This is a genomic window from Cronbergia sp. UHCC 0137 (assembly GCF_034932285.1).
Lineage (GTDB): Bacteria > Cyanobacteriota > Cyanobacteriia > Cyanobacteriales > Nostocaceae > Cronbergia.
In genome coordinates, this window is the sequence record NZ_JAYGHC010000009.1 from 128,321 (window position 1) to 137,616 (window position 9,296).

Annotated in this window: 6 protein-coding genes; 5 read left to right on the forward strand and 1 reads right to left on the reverse strand. The window is 38.1% G+C overall.

The genetic code is table 11. The features are described 5' to 3' along the window. Positions 1-476: 476 nt before the first annotated feature. Complete coding sequence (locus VB711_RS06695) at positions 477-1,439, reverse strand: undecaprenyl-diphosphate phosphatase (protein WP_323285017.1); 963 nt, start codon at positions 1,437-1,439, stop codon at positions 477-479. A gap of 539 nt (positions 1,440-1,978) precedes the next feature. On the opposite strand from VB711_RS06695, the gene VB711_RS06700 reads away from it, so the two are divergent. From VB711_RS06700 to VB711_RS06720, 5 genes are all read left to right on the forward strand, one after another. Beyond that, positions 1,979-3,373: a HAMP domain-containing sensor histidine kinase gene (locus tag VB711_RS06700; protein WP_323285018.1), complete on the forward strand. Its 1,395-nt coding sequence runs from the start codon at positions 1,979-1,981 to the stop codon at positions 3,371-3,373. Between the two features lie 466 nt (positions 3,374-3,839). Then, positions 3,840-4,355 (forward strand): DUF2267 domain-containing protein, encoded by a 516-nt coding sequence (locus VB711_RS06705; RefSeq protein ID WP_416233565.1) that lies wholly within the window; start codon positions 3,840-3,842, stop codon positions 4,353-4,355. 146 nt (positions 4,356-4,501) lie between these two features. Continuing rightward, the gene (locus VB711_RS06710) at positions 4,502-5,200 is read left to right on the forward strand and encodes a hypothetical protein (RefSeq protein ID WP_323285021.1); all 699 of its coding nucleotides are present in this window, start codon (positions 4,502-4,504) and stop codon (positions 5,198-5,200) included. Between the two features lie 933 nt (positions 5,201-6,133). Next, a complete protein-coding gene (locus VB711_RS06715) occupies positions 6,134-8,446 on the forward strand; it encodes an NACHT domain-containing NTPase (RefSeq protein WP_323285036.1) in 2,313 nt (770 codons plus the stop codon). Positions 8,447-8,689: 243 nt separating this feature from the next. Continuing rightward, complete coding sequence (locus VB711_RS06720; RefSeq protein WP_323285023.1) at positions 8,690-9,232, forward strand: response regulator; 543 nt, start codon at positions 8,690-8,692, stop codon at positions 9,230-9,232. The last annotated feature ends 64 nt before the right edge of the window (positions 9,233-9,296 follow it).

A 9,296-nucleotide genomic window follows, 5' to 3' on the forward strand; every position in this document is an offset into this window, starting at 1 on the left:
TTTGTAAGGGGGATCTGTGGGTGTCATATCCCACAAGAAAAAGTTTTAAAACAACCTCTTGAAGTATTAGATATAGCTCGGTTTTTAGTAACGATTGATGCAATGAAGCCCTAGATTTAATCAACCTCTACATTCAATACTTGTCGGTTAAGCTAAAAACATTAAATCAGGTAGGTTGGGTTGACGTTAGGAAACCCAACATTTACAGGCTTTTGTTGGGTTGCGCTGTCGCTTGACAATCAAGACAGTCGCTACAAAAACTCTTAACTTGATAAGTAAAGTTACAAGCTATTCCAACACAGAATATAGTCTAACAATAAACATTTGGAGAAATTAAATCAATACTGCTAGTTATTAATTTTCCCGATATTTTGTGGTCTGTAGGGTGCGTCAGACAGAATAATTTAGGCTAAAATCACTAATTTTAAGTTTCTGACGCACCTTATTTCCCTAAAAAAGCAACTTACGTTAATACTTTAACTATTTTTCAACCAGCCCGCAGAGATAGTACCCAAGATAGTGACACCAAAAGCTAGACGATACCAGATAAAAACCCATGTACTTTGGGTTTTGAGAAATTTGAGTAATCCAGCGATCGCTATATAAGAAAATATAGTTGCAGAAATCACCCCCGCCATTAAAGGAACTATACTCCCATTGTCTAAACCGATCTCTAATAAGCCTTTTAGCTCAACTAACCCCGCTAGTGTAATGGCAGGAATACCTAATAAAAAGGAAAATCTGGCTGCTGTCTCTCTCTCTAACCCCATAAATAGCCCCCCGGTTAAAGTTGACCCAGAACGGGAAACACCGGGAACCAAGGCCAAACATTGAGCTAAACCCATCAATAAACCATCTTGCATTCTTAATTGCTCAAAATCCCTCTGACGCTGGCCGAGTTTTTCTGATAAACCCAATAACAGAGACATAACGATAGAAGCAATAGCGATCGCTCCTAAACTTCTCACCGGTGAATTATCATAGTCGGGAATTAAAACTTTGATTAACAGCCCGAAAAAAACAATCGGTACTGTTCCCAAAATAATTCCCAACGATAACCGAAAGTTAAAATCATTGTAATCCTTGAGGGCGATCGCTCTGCTAGAACCCAAAATAATCGTTGTCAAATCCCCCCAAAAATACGATAACACCGCCGCAATACTCCCCAACTGAATCACCGCCGTAAAAGCTACCCCCGGATCACCCCAACCCAGAACCACCGGCACAAATTTTAAATGCGCTGTGCTACTAATTGGCAAAAACTCCGTCATCCCCTGCACGAAACCCAACACAATCGCCTGGAAAATATTCATCTGCTGTACCCCTGTCACCTCTACACTCGGCTGGATGCTGAGAACTTGCAGGGGGAAAATCACAATTGAACCAATTGCTGAAGCTGCACTTAGCAGCATAAACCATTGACGTTTTAATAGAGTCATTATTTTATTAACGATTAGCGATCGCACTTCATCAAAACAATTACACCAACATTAATCTAGAAAACCGGGAAAAAGGAAGAGGGCAGGGGAAAGGCTGACAGGATTAGGTTTTCTACAATCAGGAAGAGTTGGCACAAAGAAGTGAGAAAATCAAGCAACTCAAACCATGTAGTATCAGAGCATCTACCTCATTTGACGATACCACAGGCGATGGGTTTGGCAATCTGGAGCTTTGGAATGGTGATGACAAAATCGAGTAGTTTAACTCAGGTAGCTCATTTTATTGCCAGTATCAATGAGCAAAAGTGCGAAACACATTGCTCGAACCAAACCCCTCAATTCCCATGCTGTTCGCCAACTTTCTTGCTTTCTGCTTGGTTTCTTGACTTTCGCTGCTAATCTACTACAGGGCTTGTCTATTTGCCTTCTTTCTTAGACAACATTTCCTTCCACTCCTGTTGATGGTAAAAAACCTACAGCTATCAGGGGAAATGAGAGGAATAATTAATTTATTACCAATCACCAATTCTTTTTCATAAATGTTTCAAGCCACCCGTCGCCGTTTAGCTCTTTGGTACACTACTATAACTGCTGTATTGCTGCTGTTATTTGCCAGTGGAGTGTATTTATATGTTCGTAGTACACTGATTGAACGAATTGATGATACTTTAAATCATGTTGTAGAAATTGTAGAACGATGTTTAACTACTAGCCGATGTGCTTCTACTCTACTAATTGACCCAATTATTCCCCAAACCGATCAAGTACGGGTGAATGTAGAAGCTGGTTTTCTTAATAATGCAGATGTAGAAGATGACCACATTGACTTAGAATGGTTTAACTCCACTGGTAAATTAATTTGGTCAACTTTTTCTGAACCTTTAGATATTCCCATTCATGTTAAGCGCATGGGGGAAACTGTGCGGGTAATGGGGAGAGGAGTTTGGAGTGATGGTGATTCTGATTCAGGATTGTTATTGCGACAAGTGACAAAACGAGTAGAACAAGGAAGACAGGTATTGGGATATTTGCGAGTGAGTCATCCCTGGTTTGAAGTTACGAAACCCAGTCATCAATTAATATTAGATTTAGCTTTGGGTACTGGTTTAATGGTGGTTTCGGTTGCTGCTAGTGGTTGGTTTTTATCTGGTAAAGCAATGGAACCGGTGGGGGAATCTTATCAACGTCTCAAGCAATTTACGGCTGATGCTTCTCACGAATTGAGAAGTCCTATTGCTTTAATTCAAACTAATGTCCAAGTAGCCTTAACTGATTTAGAGTTAACAGAGATAGATAATACCACAACTTTACATTATAAACAACAATTAAAAGTAGTAGAAAGATTAACCCAACGATTGGGTAAATTGGTCAATGATTTACTATTTTTAGCACGACAAGATAGTGGTATTAGTCAAGAGGTTTTTTCACTTTGTCCTCTGGATGCTTTATTGATGGAAGTGGTGGAAGAACAACAGTTGTTAGCTAAAGAGAAAGAAATTAATTTAACTTTAAATTTAATAGATCCTCCTTTAGAAATAGATCCAGAATTACTAGAAAACTGGTTTACTCTGCGGGGAAATTGGGATCAATTGGTGCGATTATGTACAAATTTAATTGCTAATGCTTTGCAGTATACCCCAACTCAAGGATCTGTAAAGGTGGAGTTAGGGAGAGTTTCTGGACTGCGTTACGGCTATTCTCAGTTACAAATTAAGGTGAGTGATACAGGAATTGGTATCCCTTCAGAGTCTTTACCACAGTTGTTTGACCGATTTTATCGGGTAGATGCGTCGCGTACTCACAGAGGTTCTGGTTTGGGGTTAGCGATCGCTCAAGCTATTGTACAACGTCATCAAGGACAAATTCAAGTAGAAAGTATTGTTGGCAAAGGTACGACTTTCACTATTTATTTACCAATATCTCTAGAGTATTAACTTGGTTTAAAATATTTGTTACCTCTGATAGATGAATGTCAATATATTTTCTGATTTAATTAGTGTAGTAAAGGTATTCCTGCCTTGATAATTTTGAATTGGAGTATAATCAAAAATGCCAATTACGATCAGAAAAGATATTAGCTATATTTTACTCAAAAAAATTAACGCTACAGGTGAGGGAATACATGAAGTTCACTTTAATCAAGATGATTTTCCTGGTCATAAAATCACCATAGCGGAATTTTTAGGGCATTTAGATTATTTGAATCAAAAGCATTATATCAATGCGGAATTTTCTGGTAATGCCTATGCAAAGCAAGAAGATGTTCCTGATTTTGTTAATCCCCAGGAATTTGATTTGCGAATTGCTAATACTTTTGGCGCTCAGGATGGTATTTTACCACATTTAATTACTTTCAAAAAAGCCGAATTAACAGCAATGGGGCGAAAATTGCTAGAAAAAATGGAAGCTAATCCCCCGGAAATAATTCAAGATAAACCACCAATGGCTATTGCTACAAAAGATATGCCTTTTTTAGAAAAGGTAATGGCTAAAAGTGGGTTAACAGATATTTTTGATGCGCGGGATTTAACAGAAGTAGTATTTCGGGTGATGCGCGATTTAATGACAACAGAAGCAGCAGACCGAGTGGAAGCAGAATTACACGAACCAGCAGAAATAACTAAAAATAAATCTCTAAATATGGAGATCTCTGATTTGTGGCATGACACTAATCCGATTGTAGCCTTTTTGAGTCGAGTTCGTCCACCGTGGCAGGGTCCTGGCATTTTTAAAATTGATAGCGATCGCTTTCTATTTCGGGTAGAAAATGAAGGAGGAATGCCAGCAAATGTAGACCGTGAACAAGTAGTTAAAGCAATTTTTTCTGCCACTAAAGATGAATTATCATCAGAAAGAATCCAAGAAATTTCTAGTTGGTTACCTGATAAAATTCTCCAACTTTGGGAAGAAGCTTAAATAATTACAGCAGAAGGCAGGAGGTGAAACACGTTTGCTACTTGAGTTTTGGCTTTCAGTTTGTACCTCACTGACTTGCAATCTGTTGTATAGGAGAAAAAACTAACTAATTAACCATTACTAACGAAATTCAACAGGAGAAAAGAATGAATATCAATTATCAATTAGTTTCTAGTATTTGCAGTGGTTTAATCGTCAGCTTATCGGTTATTCCACAAATAGTTTTAGCACAAGAACCTGTTTCTAGCATTAATCCATGTCCCAAAATTTTCTACGAAGAACCACATAACAATCGAGTCTTCGTTCCCCAAGGATGTCCACCTAATGCGATCACTCGCAGACGCATGGAACAAGGATTTAGTCCTACTCCCTCTACACCTAATCAACGAGAGTTCGGAATGGGTGGTGAAGCACCTCCAAGAATGGAAGTTCAACCACCAGGTTCTACTCTTCCTGAACCGAGTTTTAGGTCAACATCACCAACTTTTGGTACTCGAATACAAGCACCAGAAACACAAAAGCAATACCCCAGAACTGTAGTTTCTTTAGCAGATGGTAAGGTAAATATCAAATTGGTAAACAACACAAACACAGATATTAAATATCAGGTAATTGGTGATACTGGACAACGTTCCTTACCTGTTAAATCAGATTTTACTTTACGAGATTTGAGCGCACCTATTACGGTAACATTTCAACGGGAAGATGGCAGATTTTTAATGGTTACTCCTAAACCTACTCAGGAAAGCGGAATGATGGAAGTGACTTTCCAAGAAACAGGAGATGTTAACCAAGACAGAAGTGCGATGAGTATCCAATCTGATGGTGCTGTGTTCTTGAATTAGTTTTTTTGGCTTTTGATTGTGGCAATATTTAAATCTGTGGTGCTTAACCCAATGACTGGAATTTAAGACCTTGAATAGGTTTAATTGAGCGGTAATTAGTCGATAAATTAAGAGGATATTTTAAAAGTTCCTCATGGTGTATCAAATATTTTTAGATCCCCCTAAATCCCCCTTGAAAAGGGGGACGTTGACTCTGATTCCCCCCTTGGTAAAACATACAGGACTTACGCAAAATACCGATCAAATCCTTATTCCTCTGTGTCCTCTGCGTCTCTGTGGTTCGTTATTCCGTAACCCTTGCGTAAGTCCTAACATAAAACTTCTCAAACAACCTCTAAGAGTAGAATATAGCGGTTCTTAGTTGGTATCATAGCCCCCTTCTCGCTTGCGGGGAGGGGGTTAATGTCCTGTAAATTATTTCTCCATCAGATTTTTTTTGTTGCTTTTATTCTTCCAGAACCCCTAGAAATGTAGACTAATTCAGATATTTTCATGATTTTATACATTTTAAATTGATAATAAACTCAGATTTTTTATTAATACAGAAGTTGGTAAACATCAAGTTTAATAGTTGAAACTTGCCTATGTTATGGATTTATTTTTATAGGATAAAAATTAAAGCTATCTTTAAATAATATCTATAAAAACAATTATTATTTGTGAACAATCTAGTATTTATCATTAGGTTGCAAGCTGTAGTTTATTTTTATAGCATTACAGATCAATGTTTAAATTCAAGTCTTATCAAGAATCGGAATGTATAAAATAAGCGTATAATGTTCGATTTCGTCACAAAAATTAAGAAAAAGAGATTATATTCTTGGATTTTGTATAAGATTAATAGAGTAAAATCGTGATAGCACAAAAAAACTGTAATAGTGAAAATTTAAATAAAAATTTAGGTTTAAAATTTAAGGAGTGGATTTTTCTTTTATGGCCAAGCGATCGCTCCAAGCGTCATCTACTGGGATTCAAGAGGCGAAAAAAGCATTTACCCGTAAGGGATGGACTCAGGAAAATTTAGCTTTTGAAGTTAATTTAAAAACTCGACAACCTATTTGGCGATTTCTAACTGGACAACCAATTGAACGTCTAACATTTATTGAAATTTGTGCTGTATTAGAACTAGATTGGCGAGAAATTGCTCTCGAACCACCCGCAGATTTTATTGACCGAGAAAAATCAACTCAAACTTTTATGCTAGATATTGATAATTTAGTACAACAAGTGCGATCGCAACGTTTTGATAAAATTCAAGACCAGTGCGGCATCTTGCAATTATTAGATATTAGTCGTCCCGTTGCTATCAACGATATATATGTAGACCTGAATATTTTAGAAGAAATTGCCAGTCAACAATGGTTAGAAATCACCGAACTGCAAAACCTCGATCCAAAGGAATTTGACCGATTTGGGTTAGGTGAGACTGATCAAAAACAGATACCTGGTGTACAGGCAGTTGAAAAATACTCCAAACTCAGGGTGTTAGGTAAACCAGGAGTGGGTAAAACCACGTTTTTGCAACATCTCGCTATTCAGTGTAACCAAGGTGCATTTGCAGCGAATCATGTGCCGATATTCATCACACTGCGAAATTTTGCCGAAGAAGCTAAAGTCACCAACGAGTTCAACCTATTAAATTATATCCGCCAAGAGTTTCTCACATCTGGAATTTCAGACCCATCAATCATAGAAACCTTACTCAACGAAGGCCGAGTATTACTGTTGCTTGATGGTATGGATGAAGTTCTTAACCAACAAAGCAATGCTGTTCTCGGCGAAATTCGGCGATTTTCAGAAAAGTATCACAAAAATCATTTGGTAGCCACCTGCCGAACAGCAGCGCAAAGACTGAGAATCCGAGGCTTTACCGATGTTGAAATTGCCCCCTTTACCTCAGAACAAATCCGAGTCTTTGCCCAAAAATGGTTTGTGGCCTTTACCAAAACCGACACTGAAGATGGTCAATCCCAGTCCGTTGACTTTATTCAGAAACTAGACTTAGCTGAAAATTGGCAATTTCGCCAACTCGTCGTCACCCCCCTATTTTTACATCTTGCCTGCTGGGTGTTTCACGGTCAAGATAAATTTCCCACCAAGCGCACTGACTTTTATAAACAAGGACTAGATCTGCTGTTGGGTAAATGGGATGAAGCTAGAGGTGTAGAAAGAGATGACGTTTACCGGGGGTTTTTATTACCACAAAAGCTCAAATTATTGAGTCAGATTGCAGCAGCGACATTTGAGAAAGGTCAGTATTTTTTTGAGCAACGCATCATTGAGCAATACATTGGTGACTATATTCAAAACCTAACTAAAGTGCCAATGGATGCAGAAGAACTGCAAATGGAAAGTGAAGCGGCACTGAAAGCGATCGAAGCCCAACATGGGTTACTAGCAGAACGAGCGCGGGGAATCTTTTCTTTCTCCTATCTGGCATTTCAAGAATACTTCACAGCTAGAAAAATTGTTGCCAGTTATAATCTACAAGCATTAGAACAATCTCTGGGAGGTCTAGTTAGTCACATTACTGACCCCCATTGGCGTGAAATCTTCTTATTGACAGTTACTATGCTGAGGAGTGCAGACTCTCTAGTACAGTTGATGAAGCAACAAATTGATGCTTTGGTTGCTCAAGACCCTTATTTACAAGAGTTTTTGACCTGGGCTAGTCAAAAGTCTCGCACTATTCCCACCCAACCAAAAGATGCAGCAGTCCGGGCATTTTATCTGGCTTTGAGTCGCACTCCTCGCATAGCTCCTCACTTTGCCTTAGCCAGTAGCCTTGACCAGGGGATGTTTCTCGATGCAGCTTTAGATAACCTGCTGGTGGAGTGTGCAATTGATGAGAGCCAGAACTTTGCCCATTTCCACGTCTGTGCAGATGCACTCTCGAATATTCTGGGAATTGTTCTCGATCTTGGACTTTATAAATCCTTGCAACAACTCTCTGAGCAATTACCAAATTCTAGTGTGAATCAAGAACGGTTTCAGCTATGGGTTAAAACAAGCTATGCAGCTTGGGCTGAACAGTTAAAGATGGCAGTAACGAACTACCGCAATATTAACCACCAGTGGCAGTTTAGTCCTGAACAGCAGCAAGTGTTACAACGCTACTACGATGCCAATCAATTATTACTCGATTGTCTGCATAGTAATTGTGAGGTAACGGCTGGTATCAGACAGGAAATCGAAGCTACCTTATTATTGCCTCAGAAGGAACTTGAAGACCGAGAATGGGAATAGTTATAACAGGAGTCAGGAGTCAGAATTAAAACCCTGTTGTGAAACGAGTTTCATCAATGGCTTACGTCAAGTTGCACTAACAATTGATGTCCTAACCACCTTGGCGGTTGCTACATATTACCAAAAAAATCTTGAATAAGTTTTGTGTAGTAATACATCAACTCATTCACAAAATCAAACAACACTAAATCATATTAGAGGAGCAGAGGGTTACATCAGAACCATTCAATTCCAGGTTTTATTATGAATCAAAGTGTTGCTTCTCTTTTTAATGTTGGCATACTGAAAGGTTCACAAATACTCGTTGTAGATAATGATGTTGATAGTGGGGTTTTATATAGCATCTTTTTTAAACATTTTGGTGCAAATGTAATTACATCTAGCTCTGTACATGAGGCTTTAGAAATCCTGACTTGGTTTATTCCCAATATCATTATTTGCGAAATTAGGTTTTTGGGTGAAAGTGTTTCTAAATTATTCCAGAGGTTAAGTGTTATGGATGCAGGTAATAGGAATCATACTTCACTTGTTGTCACTTCAACTTCTGACGCAGGTATCATGACCGAATTTCCAGAGATAGATATTGAAAAATATTTACTTAAACCAGTTGATATTGATCAATTAACTCTAGTTATGATTGATTTATTATTGACCAGCAAAAAGAGAGAAATTCCATCTATCACTTTTGTTCGTAGTGTTAAACTTAACCCTTTTGCACCTGTGTTTAAAAATTATACTCAAAAGTCTGCGGAATTGGTTGAGTTAGCGATCCCACTCATCGCTTAATGTTTTTTGTAAATTTAACGGATATTGATTTTTGAAAGTTGGAAATTCAGAGAAATCATTAAAT